This window comes from Actinoplanes sp. NPDC049598 (assembly GCF_040675435.1).
Classification (GTDB): Bacteria; Actinomycetota; Actinomycetes; order Mycobacteriales; family Micromonosporaceae; genus Actinoplanes.
The window spans coordinates 73,597-93,826 of sequence record NZ_JBFAOX010000036.1 but is presented as its reverse complement, the minus strand read 5'-3'; the positions used below and the strand labels follow the sequence as shown (position 1 = coordinate 93,826).

The 20,230-nt window shown below is 69.9% G+C and carries 19 protein-coding genes; 14 read left to right on the top strand and 5 right to left on the bottom strand.

The genetic code is table 11. The annotated features are described in order from the left end of the window. Positions 1-1,074: 1,074 nt before the first annotated feature. The 7 genes from AB0J66_RS45180 to raiA all read left to right on the top strand — a co-directional run bounded on the left by AB0J66_RS45180 (position 1,075) and on the right by raiA (position 8,197). Entirely contained in the window at positions 1,075-1,935 is an 861-nt protein-coding gene (locus tag AB0J66_RS45180; RefSeq protein WP_364674322.1) for a helix-turn-helix transcriptional regulator, read from the top strand. Between the two features lie 39 nt (positions 1,936-1,974). After that, positions 1,975-2,178 carry a DUF397 domain-containing protein gene (locus AB0J66_RS45175; RefSeq protein ID WP_364674320.1) on the top strand — a complete coding sequence of 68 codons (204 nt, stop codon included), beginning with the start codon at positions 1,975-1,977 and terminating at the stop codon, positions 2,176-2,178. Between the two features lie 132 nt (positions 2,179-2,310). Then, positions 2,311-3,000: an MtrAB system response regulator MtrA gene (gene mtrA / locus AB0J66_RS45170; RefSeq protein WP_360244843.1), complete on the top strand. Its 690-nt coding sequence runs from the start codon at positions 2,311-2,313 to the stop codon at positions 2,998-3,000. 45 nt (positions 3,001-3,045) lie between these two features. Next, positions 3,046-4,689 (top strand): MtrAB system histidine kinase MtrB, encoded by a 1,644-nt coding sequence (gene mtrB / locus AB0J66_RS45165; protein ID WP_364674316.1) that lies wholly within the window; start codon positions 3,046-3,048, stop codon positions 4,687-4,689. Then, the gene (locus AB0J66_RS45160; RefSeq protein ID WP_364674313.1) at positions 4,689-6,506 is read left to right on the top strand and encodes an LpqB family beta-propeller domain-containing protein; all 1,818 of its coding nucleotides are present in this window, start codon (positions 4,689-4,691) and stop codon (positions 6,504-6,506) included. The genes mtrB and AB0J66_RS45160 overlap by 1 nt, the downstream gene beginning before the upstream one ends. Then, the gene (locus tag AB0J66_RS45155; protein WP_364674311.1) at positions 6,503-7,246 is read left to right on the top strand and encodes a phosphoribosyltransferase family protein; all 744 of its coding nucleotides are present in this window, start codon (positions 6,503-6,505) and stop codon (positions 7,244-7,246) included. Before AB0J66_RS45160 ends, AB0J66_RS45155 begins: the two co-directional genes overlap by 4 nt. A gap of 333 nt (positions 7,247-7,579) precedes the next feature. Continuing rightward, positions 7,580-8,197 (top strand): ribosome-associated translation inhibitor RaiA, encoded by a 618-nt coding sequence (raiA, locus tag AB0J66_RS45150; protein ID WP_364674309.1) that lies wholly within the window; start codon positions 7,580-7,582, stop codon positions 8,195-8,197. Here raiA and AB0J66_RS45145 read toward each other — a convergent pair whose 3' ends face one another. Next, a complete protein-coding gene (locus AB0J66_RS45145; RefSeq protein WP_364674307.1) occupies positions 8,198-9,301 on the bottom strand; it encodes a GNAT family N-acetyltransferase in 1,104 nt (367 codons plus the stop codon). 179 nt (positions 9,302-9,480) lie between these two features. Between AB0J66_RS45145 and secA the strand changes: the two genes are divergently transcribed. Continuing rightward, positions 9,481-12,417: a preprotein translocase subunit SecA gene (gene secA / locus AB0J66_RS45140; protein WP_364674304.1), complete on the top strand. Its 2,937-nt coding sequence runs from the start codon at positions 9,481-9,483 to the stop codon at positions 12,415-12,417. A 212-nt stretch (positions 12,418-12,629) separates the two neighbouring features. Here the strand turns inward: secA and AB0J66_RS45135 are convergent, their stop codons facing one another. The 3 genes from AB0J66_RS45135 to AB0J66_RS45125 form a co-directional block, all read right to left on the bottom strand. Next, positions 12,630-13,355: an Rv3235 family protein gene (locus AB0J66_RS45135; RefSeq protein ID WP_364674301.1), complete on the bottom strand. Its 726-nt coding sequence runs from the start codon at positions 13,353-13,355 to the stop codon at positions 12,630-12,632. 113 nt (positions 13,356-13,468) lie between these two features. After that, a complete protein-coding gene (locus AB0J66_RS45130; protein WP_364674299.1) occupies positions 13,469-13,684 on the bottom strand; it encodes a helix-turn-helix domain-containing protein in 216 nt (71 codons plus the stop codon). A gap of 24 nt (positions 13,685-13,708) precedes the next feature. Further along, complete coding sequence (locus tag AB0J66_RS45125) at positions 13,709-14,173, bottom strand: Lrp/AsnC family transcriptional regulator (protein ID WP_364674297.1); 465 nt, start codon at positions 14,171-14,173, stop codon at positions 13,709-13,711. A 92-nt stretch (positions 14,174-14,265) separates the two neighbouring features. Between AB0J66_RS45125 and AB0J66_RS45120 the strand changes: the two genes are divergently transcribed. Beyond that, positions 14,266-14,703 carry a rhodanese-like domain-containing protein gene (locus AB0J66_RS45120; protein ID WP_364674294.1) on the top strand — a complete coding sequence of 146 codons (438 nt, stop codon included), beginning with the start codon at positions 14,266-14,268 and terminating at the stop codon, positions 14,701-14,703. Positions 14,704-14,741: 38 nt separating this feature from the next. After that, entirely contained in the window at positions 14,742-15,299 is a 558-nt protein-coding gene (locus AB0J66_RS45115; RefSeq protein WP_364674293.1) for a hypothetical protein, read from the top strand. Here AB0J66_RS45115 and AB0J66_RS45110 read toward each other — a convergent pair. After that, positions 15,296-16,384, bottom strand: coding sequence for a hypothetical protein (locus AB0J66_RS45110; protein WP_364674290.1), 1,089 nt, complete (start codon positions 16,382-16,384; stop codon positions 15,296-15,298). The genes AB0J66_RS45115 and AB0J66_RS45110 overlap by 4 nt on opposite strands. A gap of 322 nt (positions 16,385-16,706) precedes the next feature. On the opposite strand from AB0J66_RS45110, the gene AB0J66_RS45105 reads away from it, so the two are divergent. The 4 genes from AB0J66_RS45105 (at position 16,707) to ftsX (ending at position 20,160) form a co-directional block, all read left to right on the top strand. Further along, positions 16,707-17,222 carry a PadR family transcriptional regulator gene (locus AB0J66_RS45105; RefSeq protein ID WP_364674287.1) on the top strand — a complete coding sequence of 172 codons (516 nt, stop codon included), beginning with the start codon at positions 16,707-16,709 and terminating at the stop codon, positions 17,220-17,222. Positions 17,223-17,274: 52 nt separating this feature from the next. Then, positions 17,275-18,387 carry a peptide chain release factor 2 gene (gene prfB, locus AB0J66_RS45100; protein WP_364674285.1) on the top strand — a complete coding sequence of 371 codons (1,113 nt, stop codon included), beginning with the start codon at positions 17,275-17,277 and terminating at the stop codon, positions 18,385-18,387. Positions 18,388-18,531: 144 nt separating this feature from the next. After that, complete coding sequence (gene ftsE / locus AB0J66_RS45095) at positions 18,532-19,212, top strand: cell division ATP-binding protein FtsE (protein ID WP_097319361.1); 681 nt, start codon at positions 18,532-18,534, stop codon at positions 19,210-19,212. 72 nt (positions 19,213-19,284) lie between these two features. Continuing rightward, complete coding sequence (gene ftsX, locus AB0J66_RS45090) at positions 19,285-20,160, top strand: permease-like cell division protein FtsX (protein WP_364674283.1); 876 nt, start codon at positions 19,285-19,287, stop codon at positions 20,158-20,160. The last annotated feature ends 70 nt before the right edge of the window (positions 20,161-20,230 follow it).

Below are 20,230 nucleotides of genomic sequence, written 5' to 3'. Positions count from 1 at the left end.
ACACCGAACCCGACCAGCCCGCCGGAATCGCCGCATAACATCAACCCACACGGATCAGCGATGGCGACTCATACACCACGCCAGCGGACGTGACCCTCGGCTTGATGCGGAGCCGCGTGCGTGACAGGCCCGGCTTGCGCGCCGGACTCATGTGCGTAGCGGCCTCGCGCGATGGCGGCCCTTGCCCGGGTTCGGGCTTAGCCCCAGGCGTCGAGCGCGGCCTGAGAGTACCTTTTGGCCCACCGCGCAGGCCCGGCCGACGGGTGGCCCACCGCGCAGGCCCGGCCGACGGGTGGCCCACCGCGCAAGCACGCCTGGCCGCCGCCGGAGCCCGCCCTCCCAAGGGGGCCCCCGTCCAACAAGGCCAGCCTCGCGGAAATCGCTCGGGTGCGCATCGGGGCTTGTGGATAAATTCGGGCGTCGTATGCGGTTTGCTCCGCGGTCCTGGACAAGCTGTGGAAAACTCCGGGTCTGCTCCCAGCGAGCACCGTCTGTCACTCCTGCTGACCGGAAAAATAGGAAATTTCCAGATTTGCTTGACACGGGCATGTGCGGAGTGTGAATCTATAACCACGCAGCGTCATTGGTGATCGGGGGGTCCCACGGACGCGCGCGGTACCAAACCGGGGGGATGAACGGGGCGGCGGGCTTAGGCCTGCCGTCCCGTTCGCTATGTGCTGGGTGCGGCCGCTGTGGCAAGGGGCTCGAGTCGCCCTGGTGACCTTGAGTCCTACGGGCCTCGCGGCACGTGGATCGGGCGGCTCGCGCTTGCGGTTGGGTTGCCGCGGATCCGTACAGCCTCGGTGACGGCGCAGGCGTAAGGGATGCGCGAAGCCGGAGTGGGCGATGTAGCCGAGCCGGATCAGGTGAGAGGGTCGAGCCGCGGCGATGAAAGAGCCGAGCCCCGCCCGCCCGCCGGACGGGGCTCGATCTCTTCGGGGCCGGCTGAGTTTGCCGCCACGGCCGGTCCCGTCGTTCGTGCCTTTATTACTTCACGGCCTCTGACCTGCGTGCAAGTGCAGAGCGTGGGATGCAAGTTGCAGACAGCGACCGGCTCGACGTTATGGTGTCAGCGTGGCTAGGGCGACATCGACGGCGCGGCATGAGCTGGGCAATGAACTTCGCCGCCTGCGGGGGGAGCGCCGGGCGGTCGACGTGGCGACGGCTCTGGGGTGGTCGGAGTCCAAGCTGTCGCGGATCGAGACGGCGCATACGGGGATCAGCGAGGAGGATCTGGATCGGCTGCTGACGGCCTATGGCGTACGGGTGGAGGACCGTGACCGCCTTAGTGAGCTGGCTCGCCGGGGCCGGGCGCGGGCCTGGTGGACGCCGTACCGGTCGTCCGTGCCGGATCCGTACGACGAGTACGTGGCCCTGGAGGCCGAGGCCGTCCTGATCAGCGAGTGGGAGTCGCAGATCGTGCCGGGTCTGCTGCAGACCGACGAGTATGCGCGGGCTGTCATCGAGGTCGGCGCCGATGTGGGTGACACCGAGACCATTCAGCGGCGGCTGGCCCTGCGGATGGCCCGGCAGGCCGTGCTGACCCGGGAGCCGCCGCCGCTGTTGCGGATCGTGCTCGACGAGGCGGTGCTGCACCGGGAGGTCGGCGGGCCGGAGGTGTTGCGCCGGCAGTTGGGCCGGCTGGTCGAGGCGAGCGAGCGGCCGGGGGTGGAGTTGCTGGTGCTGCCGTTCTCGGCCGGCGCCCACGCCGGGATGACCGAATCGTTCATGGTTGTGGAGTTCGCGCCGGGGACGCGGTCGCCGGTCGTGCACATCGAGGGGCTCACCGGTGGTCTCTTCCGGGTGAAGCCGACCGAGGTCGACGTCTATCGCGACGCCCTCTCCGACCTGCGGGAACGCGCAATGTCGGAAGAGTTGAGCCGAACGGTTATCGCTGAGAGGGAGGAAGCGCTGCGCCGGGTGGCCGCTTCGTGAGCTGAAATGGAGCCGAATCCATTGGAAGGGGACCCCACGATGCAGGACGCCAATCTCACCTGGCGTAAGAGCACTCGAAGCGGAGCCGCCGGGCACTGCGTCGAGGTTGCCAACGTTCCGTCGACCGTGCTGGTCCGTGACTCGAAGAACACGGCCGGCCCGGTCCTCGCCTTCAGCGACCCGGACTGGTCCGGCTTCATCGCCGGCGTGCGGGCCGGGGAGTTCGACCGGCCCACCGCCTGACTCCCGAGTGCGCGGGGCGGCCCTGCCGGGGTCGCCCCTTCTTGCCGGTTTCGCCTAAGCTGACCTGTGCATTCCGGCAAGATCGCCCCCGGTGTGGGTGGGCTTCGGGAGGACAGTGCAATATTGGACCGCATGAGAGCCCGGGTACTCGTCGTCGATGACGACCCAGCGTTGGCCGAGATGCTCGGCATCGTCCTGCGCAGCGAGGGATTCCTGCCCTCGTTCGTCGCCGACGGTGAGCGCGCCCTGGCCGCCTTCCGGGAGAACAGGCCCGACATCGTCCTGCTCGACCTCATGCTTCCGGGCATGAGCGGCATCGACGTGGCCCGCGCGATCCGCGGCGAGTCGGGCATCCCGATCGTCATGCTCACGGCCAAGAGCGACACCGTCGACGTGGTGCTCGGTCTCGAGTCGGGCGCCGACGACTACGTGGTCAAGCCGTTCAAGCCCAAGGAGCTGGTGGCCCGCATGCGGGCGCGGCTGCGCCGGGGCGAGGACGCGGCGCCCGAGATGCTGACCATCGGCCCGCCCGGCAACCAGATCACCATCGACGTCCCGGCCCACACAGTGTCGCGCGACGGCGAGGAGGTCAAGCTGACCCCGCTCGAGTTCGACCTGCTGGTCGCCCTGGCCCGCAAGCCGCGCCAGGTGTTCACCCGTGAGGTGCTGCTCGAGCAGGTGTGGGGCTACCGGCACGCGGCCGACACCCGGCTGGTCAACGTCCACGTGCAGCGGCTGCGCGCCAAGATCGAGCCGGATCCGGAGCGCCCCGAGATCATCCTGACCGTGCGGGGGGTCGGCTACAAGGCCGGCACGGGTTAAAGAGCTACCCTTGCGCGCGTAATGCGCGCACCCTCATGGCTTCCGATGCCCATCCGCCGCACCCTTCGCGTGGTGCGGCGGTGGTGGCGTGTGGCCGCACGCCGGCTCGAGGTCCACTCCGCACCGGCCCGCCGGGCGTGGCGGCGTTCGCTGCAGCTGCGGGTCGTCACCCTGACCCTGATCGCCTCCAGCGTGCTGGTCGGGGTGTTCGGCTGGTTCATCGCCGCCCGCAGCGCCACCATCCTGCTGACCCGCGCGCAGGAGGAGGCCAAGGTCTCCATGCGCAACAAGGTCGACTACGCCGAGCAGCAGCTCACGGTCAACCCGTCGGTGCGGGACCCCAAGCTGCCGAACTCGTTCGAGCTGGTGGTCAGCCAGCTCGCCGACGGTGACCCGGCCGAGTCGGGCGGCTCGGTGATCTCGATGCGGGCCGGCGAATATCCCGAGCTGCGCGCGGCGACCCTGCCCAACAACGTCGACACCGCCGATCTGATCACGCCCGATCTGGCCCGGGCCGTCTCCACCGACGGCAAGGAGGCCAGCCAGGTCGTGACGGCCACGATCAACGGCCGGACCACCAAATACCTGGCGTACGGAGCTCCGGTGCCGACCAGTTTCGGTCACGTCGAGCTGTACTACATGATGCCGCTGACCACCGAGGACAGCGCGGCCAACCAGATCCGGACCACCGTGCTGGCCACGGGCATCGCGTTGGTCATCCTGCTCGGGGTGGTGGCCGGCCTGGTCACCCGGCTGGTGGTCACGCCGGTACGGATCGCCGCCCGCACCGCCCAGCGGCTCTCGGCCGGCCTGCTCGACCAGCGGATGAAGGTCGACGGCGAGGACGACCTGGCCCTGCTGGCCGCCTCGTTCAACCAGATGGCGGCCAACCTGCAGCGGCAGATCGTCCGCCTCGAGGAGCTGTCCCGCCTGCAGCGCCGGTTCACCTCCGACGTGTCGCACGAGCTGCGCACGCCGCTGACCACGGTCCGGATGGCGGCCGACCTGATCTTCGCCGAGCGCGACGAGTTCGACCCGGCCGTGGCCCGCAGCGCCGAGCTGCTGCAGGCCGAGCTCGACCGGTTCGAGAGCCTGCTGACCGACCTGCTGGAGATCAGCCGGTTCGACGCCGGCTTCGCCGCCCTCGACGCCGAGCACAGCGACCTGGTGCCGATCGTGGAGCGGGTCGCCGAGCGGCTGACCGGCCTGGCCGAGCGGGTCGGGGTCACCATCGAGCTGCGCCTGCCCGAGACGCCGGTGATCGCCGAGGTCGACCCGCGCCGGGTCGAGCGGGTGCTGCGCAACCTGGTCGGCAACGCGGTCGAGCACGGCGAGGGCCGGCCGGTGGTGGTCACCCTGGCCGCCGACGAGGCGGCGGTCGCGGTGACCGTGCGCGACCACGGCATCGGCCTCAAGCCGGGCGAGGAGCGGCTGGTCTTCAACCGGTTCTGGCGGGCCGACCCGTCCCGGGCCCGGCAGACCGGCGGCACCGGCCTCGGCCTGTCGATCAGCGCCGAGGACGCCCGGCTGCACGGCGGCTGGCTCGAGGCGTGGGGCGCGCCCGGCGAGGGGGCCCAGTTCCGGCTGACCCTGCCGGTGCGCTCGGGTGACCGGCTGCTGGCGGCCCCGCTCCCGCTGATCCCGCGTGACCGCGTCCCGGCCCTCGAGGCCGCTCCGGAGGTGTTGTGATGCGCCGCTTGCTGCTGGGGGTCGTGGCGCTGGCCGTGCTGGTGCCCGGCGGTTGCGGCATTCCCGACCGCAGCGAGGTCACGGTGATCGGTGACGGCCGGTCGGCCGGGGTCTCGGTCGGCGACGAGGGCTCGCCCCCGCCGCAGTACACCCGCGAGGACGCCGACAACCCGAAAGAGCTCATCCAGTACTACCTGCAGGCGGCCGCGGGCGACCCGGAGACCGCGCTGGCCCGGGTCAAGGCGTTCCTGGCGCCGGACGCGGCGGCCGAGTTCAACAGCGACGAGGTACGCGTGGTGCGCGAGTCGGTGTCGATCCTCTACTCGCCCACCAGGCCCGACGTCACCATCACCGAGCAGCAGGTCGGCACGCTGACCAGCAACGGCGAGCTGGAGCCGGTGGACGGCCCGGCGGACCCGCAGCCGTACAACTTCCGGGTCGGCCAGCTGGACGGCAAGCCCGGCTACTGGATCCTCGCCGCGCCGCAGCCGATGCTGCTGAGCGTCGACGCTCTGAACGCGTTCTACACGCGCCGGGCGATCTACTTCTGGAACAAGGACAACACCAGCCTGGTGCCGGACCTGCGGTACATGCCGCGCAGCACGCCGGCCGTGCAGCAGCCGACGACGATCCTGCAGTGGCTGGCCGCCGGCCCGTCGGACTGGCTGCGCGACGCCGTGTCGTCGCTGCCGCAGGGCACGGCCGTGGCCGACAACATCCCGGCCATCAGCAACGAGACCCTGCAGATCAACCTGACCGCGCAGACCATCCCGGCCGGCAGCGACGCCGGGGCGATGGACCGGCTCCGGCGGCAGTTGCAGTGGTCGCTCTACCCGCTCGCGCCGCGCACACTGGAGATCAAGATCGGCCGGCAGGACCCGGTCAGCGTCAAGGACGGCGACTACAAGGACAGCAACCTGGCCTTCCGGCTGGCCGACGCGCCGGAGCGCTTCGTCGTCTTCGGCGGCACCGTCCGCCGGCTGAAGGAGACGCCGCACGCCGACGACCCCATCCCGGTGCTCAAGGACGCGGCCAACCGGGGGATCGGCACGGTGGCGTTCAGCGCCTCGCCGACCCACACGTTCGCGGCCGCGGTCACCGGCTCCGGCGCCAACCAGCGCCTGCGGGTCGCCTCGGCCCCGGCCGGGCAGCAGGCCGACCTCAAGGTGGTCAACGGGCCCAAGGGCTCGCTCGGTCAGCCGGTCTGGGCCCAGGTGGGCGTGGGCAAGGACGCCACCGGCGCGGTCGGCCTGATCACCGCGGGCGGGCGGCTCTACAGCTTCGGCGCCGACGGCAAGCCGGCCCAGCAGGTCGAGTGGCAGGGCGACCCGGGTCAGATCACCGCGATCTCGGTGGCCCCCGACGGCCGCCGGGTCGTCCTGATCAGCGGCGGCCGGCTCTACCGCACGGTGCTCAACAGCAGCGCCGACGGTGTCGCCATGAGCAAGCCCGAGCAGGTGCTGCCGGCCAACCTGAAATCGGTCACGGCGGTCGCCTGGAGCAGCCAGACCTACCTGGCGGTGGCCGGCATCCGGACCGACAACGACCGCGTCTCGGTGATCGACATGACGGTCGACGGCGCCATCTCCTCGACCAAGCTCGGCGACATCGGGGCCGAGCCGGTGAGCTACCTGGCGGCGTACCCGGAGAATCCGATCTCCGGGACCGAGACCTCCGACTCGGAGTCGTACGTGGCCGGCGGCGAGGCGTGGGACGTGTTCAGCGAGGCCACCCCGATCACCCGGGCCAACCTGGCCGGGCCGGCGGTCAACGCGCCGGCCACGGTCAAGCCGACCGCGCCGCTGTTCCTCAATTGAGCCTCCTGGCCGATCTCGCCGATCTGGTCCTGCCGAGCCCCTGCGCCGGTTGCGCCACGGACCGGGTTCCGCTGCGCTTCGGCGCTTGCGCGGCCTGCGTGGCTCGGCTGGAGGCACTGCGGCCGTACGCCACGGCGCCGTCGCCGCCTCCACCGGGCATGCCGCCCTGCGTCGCCGCGGGGCCGTACGCGGGCCCGCTGAGAGGTGCGCTGCTGGCCTACAAGGAGAAGGGCCGGCATCGGCTGGCCCGGCCCCTCGGGGCGCTGCTGGCGACCGCGGTGGCGGGTCTGGCGCCCCGCCGCGGCCCGGTGGTGCTGATCCCGGTGCCGTCGACCGCCGCCGCGGCCCGGGAGCGGCACGGCGATCACATGACGCGGCTCGCCGCACACGCGGTGCGGCGGCTGCGCGCGGGCGGGTGGGACGCTGTCGTCAGTCACCCTCTCGAAGCGTTACCCCGCCCTGACTCAACGTCACTCGGTGTGTCCGGGCGCCTCGCCGCGGCTGAGAGTTCGCTGCGAATCCGCCGTCCTCGAATCGGGTTTCCGCGACGCGCGACGCCCCGGAAAGGCACGCTGGTCGTAGTGGACGACATCGTCACGACCGGGGCCACCCTGGCCGCCGTGACGGGTCGGCTCGAGGAGGCGGAGATGCAGGTCACAGGCGCTGCCGTCCTGGCCGCGACCCAATTGCGGCGAAGGCCGGGCGGCGGTATCTCCGGGATTGTCAGCCGGAGGCACTGAAAAGGTGGAACGTCCGGCATCTGGTATCCCGAACGAGGGGTGACGGGAGAGCATCGGCACGTTAGCGTCTTGGTGACGAGGGTATGAGCTTCCGCCTACCCAGACCGCCGGCAAGGCGCAGCGTTCCGCGAACCGCCGCACCGGAAAGGAGTCGTCTCACTCGAAACGGTTACGCCCGGTGATCTGAATCCCGGCGTCGCCACATCAAGCACCACCGCGTCGCAGTTTTGGCGCCCCCGGCACCCCATAGGACTGTCTTTAGCCGATCTAAGGGCGGTGGTGGGGCGGTCAGACGGGGCGCCCACGAAACATGAACGTTGGGGGAGGTCACGAGTGGACATTGTCGTCAAGGGCCGCAACGTAGAGGTTCCCGATCACTATCGGGAGCACGTCGCCGACAAGCTGAGCAAGGTCGAGCGTTACGACCAGAAGCTGATGAGAGCCGACGTCGAGCTGTTCCACGAGCGCAACCCGCGCCAGTCGGACAATTGCCAGCGAGTCGAGATCACCGTCATGGGCAAGGGTCCGGTCATCCGGGCCGAGGCCTGCGCCAAGGACTTCTACGCAGCCCTGGACTGCGCCATCACGAAACTCGACGGCAGGTTGCGCCGCTCGGCCGACCGCCGTCGCGTCCACCGCGGGCGTCGCTCGCCCGTCTCGGTAGCGGCCGCCACCGCGAGCCTGCCCACCGATCTCAGCCTGGCCCAAACGGCCGAGGGCTCATCCGTCGCCACCGCCCTGGCCGAACACGATGAGGACCAGCCCTGGCGCATCGTGCGGGAGAAGGAACACCCCGCCGACCCGATGACCGTCGACGACGCTCTCTTCCAGATGGAGCTCGTCGGCCACGACTTCTATCTCTTCCTCGACAAGGACAGCGGCCGCCCGAGCGTGGTGTACCGCCGGCGTGGCTACGACTACGGCATCCTGTCGCTGGAGACCACGGGTTAGTCACCCATCAAGCCGGGGGCCTTCGGTCAGGAGGTCCTCGGCCAGGAGGACGAACTGCACGTCGTCGACCCGGCCGCCGTCCGGGCCGGGCAGGCGGGCGCGCAGGTACGCCTCCCGGTGGAACCCGGCCTTCTCCAGCACGCGCTGCGACCCGAGGTTCGTCGGCACCGCGCCCGCGATGAGACGGGCCACGCTGGTCTCGGCGAACACCCAGAGCGAGAGCAGCTGGGCGGCCCGGGTGGCCAGGCCGCGCCCGCGGAACGCCGGCAGCATGCTGTAGCCGATCATCGCCTGGCCGGTGACCGGCTCGTCGTTGAACAGGCCGATGTCGCCGGCCGGGGCGCCGGTGGCCACGTCCTCGATGACGAGGTCGGCCCGGTGGCCGGCGAGCCAGTGGGCCTCGGCCCAGAAACACCGCTGATGGATCTTCTCCGGGGTCGGCGGCACCGGCGGCACGCTGGTCGCCACCACGTCGGGCAGCCCCAGCAGCCCGGCCAGGAACGGCTCGTCGCCCGGGCCGAGCGGGCGCAGCCGCACCACGCCGTCGGTCAGCTCGCCGCCGGGCAGGTCGGGCAGCAGGCGCGGCACCGGCTCGCCGTCGTCGCTCGCGAGCCGGGCGAAGGCCAGCATGTCGTCGCGGACGCCGTCGCGGGCGGGCTGGGCGCCGCGGCGTACCCCCTCGCGCTGGAAGCCCGCCGCGAGCGCGACCCGCTGGCTGGCCGGGTTGTCCCAGTGGGTCAGCAGCTCGAGCCGCTGCAGGCCGTGCCTGAGGGCGTGGGCGCTCAACGTCCGTACGGCCGCGGTGGCGACACCCCGGCCGCGGGCCCACGGGCCGACCCAGTAGCCGATCTCGGCCTGGCCCCGGCTCGGCACCACCTTGTCGAAGCCGACCCCGCCGAGCAGCTCGTCGGTCTCCAGGTCGGCCACGGCGTAGAAGGCGCCGCCCTCGGCGAACAGCTCGCCGATCCGCTCGGCGATGAAGGTCTCGGCGTGGGCCACGGTGAACGGCGCCGGGACCACGGTCAGGAACCGCTGGGACACCGGATCGTTGTAGCCCTCGGCGAGTGCTTCCGCGTCCTCCGGCCGGAAAGCTCGCAGACGCACCCCTTCACCGTTGATCTCCGCGCTTCGCACCCGGCCCATCCTGCCCGAAGGACTGCGCTCTAAGCGAACTTGATGCGACGTTTCGCCCCATTTGTGCGGTTAACCGGAGGCTCGGGTCACAGCTTCGGCGGAAGGGTGCCTACCATGGTTCCGCAGACTGTCTAGGGGAGCGCTGACCCGTGTCGATTTTGGAAAAGGTCCTACGCGCCGGCGAAGGCCGCATGGTGCGCCGGCTCAAGGCGATCGCGGAAGCGGTCAATTCGATCGAGGAAGACTACGTCGATCTCACGGACGACGAGTTGCGCGAGTGCACCCAGCAGTTCCAGGAGCGCGTCGCGGACGGCGAGTCCCTCGACTCCCTGCTTCCCGAGGCGTTCGCGGTGGCCCGGGAGGGCGCCAAGCGGGTGCTCGGCCAGCGGGCGTACGACGTCCAGCTCATGGGTGGCGCCGCCCTGCACTTCGGCAACATCCCCGAGATGAAAACCGGTGAGGGCAAGACCCTGACCGGTGTGTTCCCGGCCTACCTCAACGCGTTGAGCGGCAAGGGCGTGCACATCATCACGGTGAACGACTACCTCGCCCAGCGTGACGCCGAGTGGGTCGGCCGGGTGCACGTCTTCCTCGGCCTCACCGTCGGCGTGATCCTGCCCAACCGGCCCGCCGCGGATCACCGCGAGGCCTACCTGTGCGACATCACGTACGGCACGAACAACGAGTTCGGCTTCGACTACCTGCGTGACAACATGGCGTGGTCGCAGGAAGAGCTCGTGCAGCGCGGCCACAACTTCGCGATCGTCGACGAGGTCGACTCCATCCTGATCGACGAAGCCCGGACCCCGCTGATCATCTCCGGCCCGGCCGAGCACTCGGCCCGGTGGTACGGCGAGTTCGCGGCCCTGGTCAACCGTCTGCAGCGGGGCAAGGACGGCGACGGCGACTACGACGTCGACGAGTCCAAGCGCACCATCGCGATCACCGAGCGCGGCGTGGCCAAGGTCGAGGACCGTCTCGGCATCGACAACCTGTACGAGTCGGTGAACACCCCGCTGGTCGGCTACCTGAACAACGCCATCAAGGCCAAGGAGCTGTACAAGCGGGACAAGGACTACATCGTCGACGAGAGCGGCGAGGTCCTGATCGTCGACGAGTTCACCGGCCGCATCCTGCACGGGCGCCGCTACAACGAGGGCATGCACCAGGCCATCGAGGCCAAGGAGGGGGTGGAGGTCAAGCAGGAGAACCAGACGCTGGCCACCATCACCCTGCAGAACTACTTCCGGCTCTACGACAAGCTCGGCGGCATGACCGGTACGGCGCAGACCGAGGCCGGCGAGTTCAACAGCGTCTACAAGGTCGGCGTCGTGTCCATCCCGACCCACCGGCCGATGATCCGCATCGACCACCCGGACGTGATCTACAAGACCGAGAAGGCCAAGTTCAACGCGGTCATCGAGGACATCGCCGAGCGCCACGCGACCGGCCAGCCGGTCCTGGTCGGCACGGTCTCGGTGGAGAACTCCGAGATCCTCTCCACGCTCCTGCGCCGCCGCGGCATCCCGCACAGCGTGCTGAACGCGAAGTTCCACGCCCAGGAGGCGACGATCATCGCGCAGGCCGGCCGCAAGGGTGGCGTCACGGTCGCGACGAACATGGCCGGCCGTGGCACCGACATCCTGCTCGGCGGCAACCCCGAGTTCCTCGCCGCGAACGACCTGCACCAGCGCGGCCTCGACCCGGTCGAGAGCCCCGAGGAGTACGCGAAGGCGCTCGAGGAGGTCCTGCCGACCTGGAAGCAGGCCTGCGAGGACGAGGCGGCCGAGGTGCAGGCCGCGGGCGGTCTCTACGTGCTCGGCACCGAGCGCCACGACTCCCGCCGCATCGACAACCAGCTGCGCGGCCGCTCCGGCCGGCAGGGCGACCCGGGCGAGTCCCGGTTCTACCTGTCGCTGCAGGACGACCTGATGAAGCGGTTCCGGGCCGGCGCCGTCGAGGCGGTCATGGAGCGCTTCAACATCCCCGAGGACGTGCCGATCGAGTCCAAGATGGTGACCCGGCAGATCCGCAGCGCCCAGACCCAGATCGAGGGCCAGAACGCGGAGATCCGCAAGAACGTCCTCAAGTACGACGAGGTGCTCAACAAGCAGCGCCAGGTGATCTACGCCGAGCGCCGCCGGGTGCTGCACGGCGAGGACATGCACGAGCAGTCCCAGCACATGATCGACGACGTGATCACCGACTACGTCATGGCGGCCACCTCCGAGGGCTACGCCGAGGACTGGGATCTCGACCAGCTCTGGGTCAACCTCAAGCGTCTCTACCCGGTGTCCCTGACGATCGAGGACATCGTCGACGAGTCCGGCGGCGAGCGGCAGACGATCGACCAGGACTTCCTGATCGCGCAGCTGAAGGACGACGCCCAGAAGGCGTACGAGGCCCGCGAGGAGGAGCTGGGCGCCGACGCGCTGCGCGAGCTCGAGCGCCAGGTCCTGCTGAACGTCATCGACCGCAAGTGGCGCGAGCACCTCTACGAGATGGACTACCTGCAGGAAGGCATCAGCCTGCGGGCGTACGCCCAGCGCGACCCGGTGGTCGAGTACCAGCGCGAGGGCTTCGACATGTTCAACCAGATGATGGAGGGCATCAAGGAGGAGGCGGTCGGCTACCTGTTCAACCTGGAGGTCCAGGTCGAGGAGCAGCCGACGGTCACGGTCGACCCGAGCAAGGCGGTGCCCCTGCCGGCCGGTGGTGTCATGGCCGACGAGAGCGCCAACGAGACCGACTCCGACCGTGTCGAGGTCCGCGCCAAGGGCCTCGGCGGCTCCCGCCGCCCGCAGAACCTCCAGTACACGGCGCCCGCCATCGACGGCGAGGCCGGCGAGGGCTCGCCGGTGATCCAGCCGCAGCAGCAACAGCAGCAGGCGCCGGCCCTGGGCATCGGCCCCGGCGGCTCCCCGGTGCCGGCCAGCCCGGCCCACACCCCGGCCCCGCAGCGCCGCGGCTCGTCGGTGGCAGGCACGGGCCAGTCCGAGTCGAACGGGCCGTCCCGTAACGCCCCCTGCTACTGCGGCTCGGGCAAGAAGTACAAGCGCTGCCACGGAGCCCCCGGGGCAGTCTGACCCAGCACGCAGAGGGCCCGCCGGCGGTGTGATTCCGCCGGCGGGCCCTTTCGCGCTGTCTCGGTGGGGCTGCTCGCCCTCAGCGCAGCTGCCTCCCCTCAGCGCAGCTGCCGCCCCTCAGCGCAGCTGGCGCCCCTCAGCGCAGCTGGCGCTGTCTAAGCCCGGCTGGCGCCTTCGGCGTGGCTGGCGCTGTCTCGGCCCGGCTGCCGCTCTCAGCGTGGCTGGCGCTGTCTCGGCGCGGCTGGCGCTGTCTCGGGGCCGCTGCCGGTGGAGCAGCGCGGCTGCTGGTGGATCAGCCGCAGCGCTGTGGCGGCCCAGGACTGGTGGTGCAGCTCCATCCGCAGCGCCATGCCCCAGGTGAACTCGCCGAGCAGGACCGGGGCGGCCGCCTCGACGACGCCGGGGCGGGGCTCGCACAGCACCGGGCGCCGAATGGCCACGGGCACCGGCTTGCGGGAGGGGCGGCGGCCCGTGCGCCGGCGCAGGGCGGCCAGCTCCCGGGTGCCGGTCAGGCCCTCGTTGACCACCTCGGCCGCCTCGGAGGGCACGGCCAGGCGGCGCAGATGGGCGGCCGGGCGGTAGCCGTTGAGCACCTCGGCGCAGGCGTGCAGGAAGCGGTCGACCGCCATCCGGGCGTCGTGGGACGCCATCCGCATCGGCGGGACGAGCCGGGCCGGCGGGACGAGCCCGGCCGGCGGGACGAGCCCAGCCGGCGGGACGAGCCCGGCCGGCGGGACGAGCCCAGCCGGCGGGACGAGCCCGGCCGGGGCGGGGGCGGACCTGGGCCGGGTGGTTGACCGGGCGCGGGGCAGGTCGAGAGCCAGCTGCTGCCGGGTGGCGGACCAGCGGGTGGGGTCGAGCTCGTCGTCAAACGGGGGCTCGCAGCGAGGGCTGGGGCGCAGGTTGATCACCGGTCTTCGTGCGAGCGTCTCGCGCATTCTGAACCCCCAATGGTTACGTTTGCCTCCGTTTGCTTTCGATGACCATTCTGGCCGGGCAGGCGAGATCGAATCAACGGGCTTGTCCAATGCGGGAAGACCGCCAAAAGGGACTACTCGGTCAGCGGATTCTCGGCCACCCAGGCCGCCGTCTCGGCGTACTTCGCCTCGATGTATTCCTCGAGTTTGGCCCGCTCGACGCGCCACTGACCGCGGCCACCGATCTTGATGGCGGGCAGCTCACCGCTGCGGACCATGTGATAGACCTGCGAATCGGAGACGTTCAGCTCGGCGGCGACGTCGGCCAGCAGCAGGAATCGGGGCTCCATCTGCTTCAGTTTGCCATCGATGGCCTACGAAAGCTCCGGCGGCGCCGCGATCGACCGGTCCGGCAACGGGCTCGAGTAGACGACGCTGGTGGTGACCGAGCCCAGCCCGGCGATCCGGCCGGTCACCTCCTCCAGGTGGCGCATCGAGCGGGTCAGCACCTTGAGGAAGAAGCAGTCCTCGCCGGTCACGTGATGCGCCTCGACGATCTCCGGGGTGGAGTCGAGCAGGGCGTGGAACGGCCGGTAGTTGCCGGTCGGATAGCGCAGCCGGACGAAGGCCATCACCTGCAGGCCGACCCGCTCGGGCTCGATCCGGGCGCGGTAACCGGCGATCACGCCGGCCTCCTCGAGGCGGCGGATCCGTTCGGCCACGGCGCTGGGTGACATGGCCACGGCCCGGGCCAGTTCGGCGTACGAGGAACGGCCGTCGGCCTGCAGCTCGGCCAGCAGACGCCAATCCGTGCGGTCGAGCGCGATTTCCGTGGTCATGGCGGCCATCTAAGCGCGTTTCTCCGGCGGTACGCCAGCCGTACCGTCGAAGTGGTCTGGAGGGAGATCCCGCGCGCCCCTAGCTTGGTGGCATGACGACAACATCCCTGATCAACGCCCCGGCGGTCGACTTCTTCGCGGCCCGGCTCGAGTTCCAGACCGACGTGTCGGACGTGCACGCGGGGCTCGGCGACGGCTTCGTCCTGATCGACTCGCGGTCGCGGGCCGCCTGGGATCAGGGGCACATCCCGGGCGCGGTCCACCTGCCGACGGCGGAGATCGCCACCCGGGCGGCCGAGCTGCTCGACCCGGCGGTGCCGGTGGTCACCTACTGCTGGGGGCCGGGTTGCAACGGGGCCACCCGGGCGGCTCTGGCCCTGGCGCTGGCCGGCTACTCGGTCAAGGAGATGATCGGCGGGGTCGAGTACTGGATCCGGGAGGGCTTCCCGTTGCGTACGCCCGAGGGCGAGGTCGCCGCCGAGCCGGACCCGCTGACCGCGCCCGTCGGACCGGTGGCCTGCGGCTGCTGAGACACCCCGCCCGCCACGATCGGGACACGACTGGTGGAATGGGCCTACCCGGGTATTTCGGGGAGGGTCCAACCGCAGGAGGAGACGTGCCGATCACCGAGCTGGTCCGGGTCTACGTGCCGGCCACTGTGCCTTTGCTCGGGGTCCTGCGCGCCTCAGGGCAATTGGGCGCCGGGCCGCTGGAGGCGCATGCGGTGACCCCCGCGCTGCGCGAGTGGTATGCGGAGGGCGACGAGGAGGAGCTCGAGTACGTGGCCTTCACCCGGGCCGCGCAGGCCGCCCTGCAGCTGTTGCGGCATGACCATGCCGCGCCCCGCCGCCGGGTTGTGGTCTCGGCCGACGTGCCGGCCTCGGCGCTGGTGGCGCAGGAGATCGAGCTCGGCTCGAGCACGGTCGAGCTGCGTCAGCCGCTGTCGCTCAAGGAGGTGGCGTCGATCCACGTGGACAGCGCCGACGCCGCCGAGTCGGTGGCCGCCGCGGCCGAAGTGGTCGACGAGGCCCTGGCCGGCGATCCCGACGCGCAGTTCACGGTCGACAGCGCCGAGGACCACGAGCTGGAGTGGTACGCCGTCTCCGAGCTCGACGAACTGCTCTAGTCGGCGTTCTTGTCGGATTTCGAGCTGACGACCCTCTCGTCGTCGGTCTCGTCCTCCCCGGTCTCGGGCCACGCGGCCGGCTCGTCGCTCCGGGCCGTCTCGGGCGCGCGGCGGACGCGGCCCGAGCGGGAGACCACCGGTGCCTCCTCGCCGGCGTCGTCCTCGTCGTCCTCGGCGGGGCGGATCGTGCGGCCCACGGCGAACATCGCGCTGAGGGCGCCCACGAACAGGACGACCAGCGCGCTGTCGAGCCGGGCCCCGCTCAGCATCCGCTGCACCACCAGCTCCAGGTCGCTCACCTTGCCGGCCAGGTCGAGCACCCGCGAGCCGGCCGTCCGGGTCAGCACCTCGGCAATCACCAGCAGCAGGCCGGGGCCACCGCCCGCGACCGCGTAGAAGCCCCACGGCACGTCCAGCTCGCCGCTGAGCCGGCGGGCCCGCCGGAGCAACTTGTACGCCACGAGACCGGCCGCGAGACCACTGAGGAACGACTGACCGTACGAGAACCACTGGGCGGCATTGGCCTGTGAGGACTGTGAGTCCCCCGAGCCGAGCGCCGACAGCAGCGGGCTCTGGAATAGGTTGAGCACGAAGCCGACCACGAAGACGGTGACGGCGCCCCAGCCGATCGCGTTGACCACCCGGGGGACGCGGAACCCGGCCAGGGCCCCGCCGATCGTGGCCGCGGCGGCGATCGTGCCGCCGACCACCGCGTACATCCAGCCCTCGGTGTTGATCGTCACCACGGTGAGCGCGCCGATCAGGCCGACGAGCAGACCCGTGCCGGTCGCGACCGCGAAACGGGCGGTGGCGCCGAGCGTGCGGCGCCGGGCGATCAGGGCGAGGACGGCCAGGCCGGTGGCGGCGCCGGTGACGAGCGCGGCCGAAATGGCGCCGGGAAGCGCATAGGCCGTGGAGGTCACCTCCATCTCGGCGTCCTCACGGCCCGTGATCGTCGCGCGGGCCGACCAGAGCATGGCGCCCATCCAGACGAGGGTGGCGAGCGCGAGCAGAAGACCCGTCGACGAGGGTTGCTCGGCGCCGGCGTCCGCTTTCGGCGCCGCTGGGGTGTCCTGCTCACTCATGGGCCTCAGAGTAACCGCCGGAGCTGGGAGAGCCGGGCGCGCGTCCACAGCCCGGCTTGCGGGGGATTGCCGCTTTTGGGGGCCGCCACGCCGAATTCGGGAACGCGTACGTACCTTTTCGTCCGTTTGCTGCCCGGCATCGCCGTCTGACCGTTTAGGTCGCGCCATTTTACCTGGTCAAGAGCACAATTAGCGGCGGAACGCGCCGCGCCGACACTCGAAGTCGGACTGTCTGTGCGGGACAGTCGTTTGTGGAGACGCAAAATGGACGGATCGGGCGAAATCCTGGACGTCGGCGCGACAAAGTGGCAGCTTAGAAGCCATGCCCGACTCTCAAATCAATCCCACGGCTGCCGCTTTGCTCGGCCTGCTTCACGAGGGGCCCATGACCGGCGGACAGCTCATGGCGGCTGCCGAACGCCGTCTCGGGCCATACTGGTCGATGACGCGGAGCCAGGTCTACCGCGAATTGCCGGTTCTAGCCGAAATGGGCTACGTCCGTCTCGGTAAGCCCGGCCCCAGATCCAGCCAGCCCTACGCCATCACCGCCTCCGGCAAGCGTGCCTTCAGCCGGTGGCTGGCCGAGTCCCCGGGCCGGGACGCGCTGCGCAACCCGGTCGCTCTCCGTGTCGCCTTCGGGGAGCAGCACAGCGGCAATCAGTTGCAGACCCTCTACACCGGCGCCAGCGAGTACCACGCCGAGGCGCTCGCCATGGCCAAGGAGCAGGCGAAGGAGGCGAAGAAGGCGGGGGACGCGTACGGCGCGGCCGCGCTGGAGTTCGCCGTCGCCTATCACAAGGCCGCGCTCAGCTGGCTCAAGGTCGCCCCGGCCAACTGACAAGGCGTTGCCCCGGCCACGATCTGGCCGGGGCAGCGTAGTCTTGACTGTCGTGACTGCTGCCGACTATCCCGAGCAACTCAAGGCCCTCGACGCCACCCTGCGCAACATCGAGAACGTCCTGGACGTCGACAAGCTGCGCCGGGACAAGGCGGATCTCGAGGACCAGGCCTCCGCACCCGACCTGTGGGACGACCAGGCCCGGGCGCAGGACGTCAACAGCCGCCTCTCGTACGTCTCCGGTGAGATCAGCAAGCTCGAGCGGCTCCGCTCGCGGCTCGACGACGCCGGCCTTCTTCTCGAGATGGCCGAGGCCGAGGGTGACGCCGCCTCCGTCGACGAGGTCGGCCAGGAACTGGTCGGCCTCAGCAAGGCCATCGAGGAGATGGAGGTCCGCACGCTGCTCTCCGGCGACTACGACGCCCGTGAGGCGGTCGTGTCGATCCGGGCCGGCGCCGGTGGCGTCGACGCGGCCGACTTCGCCGAGATGCTCCTGCGGATGTACCTGCGCTGGGCCGAGCGCCACGGCTACCCCACCGAGGTGTACGACACGTCGTACGCCGAGGAGGCCGGCCTCAAGTCGGCCACCTTCGCCGTCAAGGTGCCGTACGCCTTCGGCACGCTCAGCGTCGAGTCCGGCACCCACCGCCTGGTCCGGATCAGCCCGTTCGACAACCAGGGCCGGCGCCAGACCAGCTTCGCCGGGGTCGAGGTGATGCCCGTGGTGGAGACCACCGACCACATCGAGATCCCGGAGAACGAGCTCCGGGTGGACGTCTACCGTTCGTCGGGTCCTGGTGGACAGAGCGTTAACACGACGGACTCCGCGGTGCGCCTGACGCACATTCCGACGGGCATCGTCGTGACGTGCCAGAACGAAAAATCGCAGCTTCAGAACAAGGCCTCGGCCCTGCGCGTGCTCCAGGCGCGGCTCCTCGAGCGCAAGCGCCAGGAGGAGCAGGCCGAGCTCGCCGGCCTCAAGCAGGACACCACTGGATCATGGGGCGACCAGATGCGGTCGTACGTCCTACACCCGTACCAGATGGTCAAGGATCTGCGCACTGAGCAGGAGACGGGCAACCCGAGCTCGGTCTTCGACGGCGAGATCGACGAGTTCATCGAGGCCGGCATCAAGTGGCGCAAGACGTCCGAGAAGGCCAGCTGACCCGCGGGCTCCGATGATCTCCGTACGCATCGCGACGACGTCCGGACGCACTGTCCGGGCGTCTGAAATTTTTGCCACTACGGGTGCAGATTGACGGACCCGGCGGGGTTGGCGTTTTCGTTACACCGCGTAGACTGCGTTCCCGTGATTCAGCTCGAGAACGTGACGAAGACGTACCCCAAGGCGTCTCGGCCGTCGTTGGACGATGTCAGCGTCGGTATCGAGAAGGGTGAGTTCGTCTTCTTCATCGGCCCCTCCGGTTCCGGCAAGTCGACGATCATCAAGCTCCTGCTGCACGAGGTCGCACCGACCCAGGGCAAGGTGATGGTCAACGCCAAGGACGTGACCTCCATCCGCTCGTGGAAGATCCCGCACTTCCGCCGCTCCATCGGCTGTGTGTTCCAGGACTTCCGCCTGCTGCCCAACCGCACCGCGTACGAGAACGTGGCGTTCGCCCTCGAGGTGATCGGCAAGACCAAGGCCGTGTCCCGGCGGGTCGTGCCCGAGGTCCTCGAGCTGGTGGGTCTCGGCGGCAAGGAGCACCGCTACCCGCACGAGCTCTCCGGTGGTGAGCAGCAGCGTGTCGCGGTGGCCCGGGCGTTCGTCAACCGGCCGCTCATCCTGCTCGCCGACGAGCCCACCGGAAACCTCGACCCGGACACGTCGATCGAGATCATGCGCCTGCTGGACCGGATCAACCGAACCGGCACGACGGTCGTGATGGTCACGCACGACTCGAACATCGTCAACCAGATGCGCCGCCGCGTCATCGAGATCGAGAGCGGCCGCATCGTTCGTGACCAGGCACGTGGCGTCTACGGCTGAGCCGGCCTCCGCCTAACAACATCCCCGACCTAGAAATAGGAAAATGCGCGGAGTCCCGGAAGGAACCCCCCGATGCGCTTGAAGTACGTCCTCAACGAGGTCCTGGTGGGCCTGTGGCGAAACGTCACGATGACGGTCGCCATGATCATCACCATGTCGGTCTCGCTGACCATGCTGGGCGCTAGCGTTCTGCTGTACTTGCAGGTCGACCAGATGAAGAACTACTACTACGGGAACATCGAGGTCTCGATCTTCCTGCGGTCGGACGTCACCGAGGCTCAGCGCCAGGCGATCGACCAGGCGATCTCCTCGAACCCGCTGGTCGCCGAGCGCACGTACGAGACGCGCGAAGAGGCCCTCAAGCGCTTCCAGGAGCTCTGGAAGGACTCGCCCGAGTTCGTCAAGTCGGTCGGCCCGAACAGCCTGCCCGAGTCGTTCCGGGTCAAGCTCAAGGACCCGGAGCAGTACAAGACCTTCGCCGACCAGATCCAGGGGCTTCAGGGCATCCAGGACGTCATCGACCAGCGCACGCTGCTCGAGAAGGTCTTCAACATCTTCAACGCCATCCAGGTGGGTGCGCTGGTGGTCGCGGGGGTGATGGCGTTGGCCGCGCTGCTCCTCGTGGGAAACACGATCCAGGTCGCGGCGTACAGCAAGCGGCGCGAAGTCGCCGTGATGAAGCTGGTCGGCGCCTCGAACTGGTTCATCCAGGCCCCGTTCGTGCTCGAGGCGGTGGTGGCCGGCCTGATCGGCGCCATCCTGGGCTTCATCGCGCTGTTCGTCAGCAAGGTCGTGCTGTTCGACAACAAGTTGCAGGCGCTGACGAACATCCTGACGCCCATCGACAACGGCAACGTCTGGCTCATGCTTCCGCTACTGGCGGGCGTGGGGGCCGTGGTCAGCGCGGTCACCGCGTGGATCACGCTGCGCTTCTACCTCAAGGTCTAAGTCACCGAAAACGCTGCCCGTCCAACCACCCCGCCACCGCCCTTGATTCGAGCTGACGCACTGTTCTGAC

Coding starts and splice junctions, on each gene's coding strand:
- AB0J66_RS45175 (WP_364674320.1), top strand. CDS start 1,975: ATGCAGGACGCCAATCTCACCTGGCGTAAGAGCACTCGAAGCGGAGCC.
- mtrA (WP_360244843.1), top strand. CDS start 2,311: ATGAGAGCCCGGGTACTCGTCGTCGATGACGACCCAGCGTTGGCCGAG.
- mtrB (WP_364674316.1), top strand. CDS start 3,046: ATGCCCATCCGCCGCACCCTTCGCGTGGTGCGGCGGTGGTGGCGTGTG.
- AB0J66_RS45160 (WP_364674313.1), top strand. CDS start 4,689: ATGCGCCGCTTGCTGCTGGGGGTCGTGGCGCTGGCCGTGCTGGTGCCC.
- AB0J66_RS45135 (WP_364674301.1), bottom strand. CDS start 13,355: ATGCGCGAGACGCTCGCACGAAGACCGGTGATCAACCTGCGCCCCAGC.
- AB0J66_RS45130 (WP_364674299.1), bottom strand. CDS start 13,684: ATGGAGCCCCGATTCCTGCTGCTGGCCGACGTCGCCGCCGAGCTGAAC.
- AB0J66_RS45125 (WP_364674297.1), bottom strand. CDS start 14,173: ATGACCACGGAAATCGCGCTCGACCGCACGGATTGGCGTCTGCTGGCC.
- AB0J66_RS45120 (WP_364674294.1), top strand. CDS start 14,266: ATGACGACAACATCCCTGATCAACGCCCCGGCGGTCGACTTCTTCGCG.
- AB0J66_RS45115 (WP_364674293.1), top strand. CDS start 14,742: ATGGGCCTACCCGGGTATTTCGGGGAGGGTCCAACCGCAGGAGGAGAC.
- AB0J66_RS45110 (WP_364674290.1), bottom strand. CDS start 16,384: ATGAGTGAGCAGGACACCCCAGCGGCGCCGAAAGCGGACGCCGGCGCC.
- AB0J66_RS45105 (WP_364674287.1), top strand. CDS start 16,707: ATGCCCGACTCTCAAATCAATCCCACGGCTGCCGCTTTGCTCGGCCTG.
- ftsX (WP_364674283.1), top strand. CDS start 19,285: ATGCGCTTGAAGTACGTCCTCAACGAGGTCCTGGTGGGCCTGTGGCGA.